1 protein-coding gene is annotated in these 391 nt (G+C 51.4%); it reads left to right on the top strand.

From position 1 onward, the window contains the following. Positions 1-391: amidohydrolase family protein (locus FJV41_RS56545; RefSeq protein ID WP_220138079.1), on the top strand; the 391-nt coding region annotated here is incomplete at both ends.

The raw sequence follows: 391 nt of genomic DNA, 5'->3' as shown, positions 1-391 counted from the left end.
GGTGCCTGATGCCAGACTATTGGATGACGCTTTCCCGCAGAGACCGTTTGTCGCCATTAACGATGACAAAAGCTATTGCTGGATGAACCGTGCCGCCGTGGAGCTTTATGGCTTTACCGCTGAAGAGTGCAGCGCGGAAGCGAGAATCGCATTATTGGATGAGATGCTGTCTGATACCGCACAGTTAAAAAAAGAAATGCGGGCATTTATGGCCCGACTTGCCGGGCAGGGAATCACGGCAATAAAAGACGTTTGTTTCAACGATGCGCCGCAGTTGATGAATGCCTGGGATGAACTGGAAAAAGAGGATGCGCTATTGCTGAGAGTAAGCATTGTTTCTCAGCCCGTATCTGCGCCTGTCGATCTTGCTTTCGGTGAACAGGCCCGACGC

It is taken from the genome of Myxococcus llanfairpwllgwyngyllgogerychwyrndrobwllllantysiliogogogochensis, assembly GCF_006636215.1.
Classification (GTDB): Bacteria; Myxococcota; Myxococcia; order Myxococcales; family Myxococcaceae; genus Myxococcus; species Myxococcus llanfairpwllgwyngyllgogerychwyrndrobwllllantysiliogogogochensis.
This window is presented reverse-complemented; position numbering and strand designations above follow the sequence as displayed.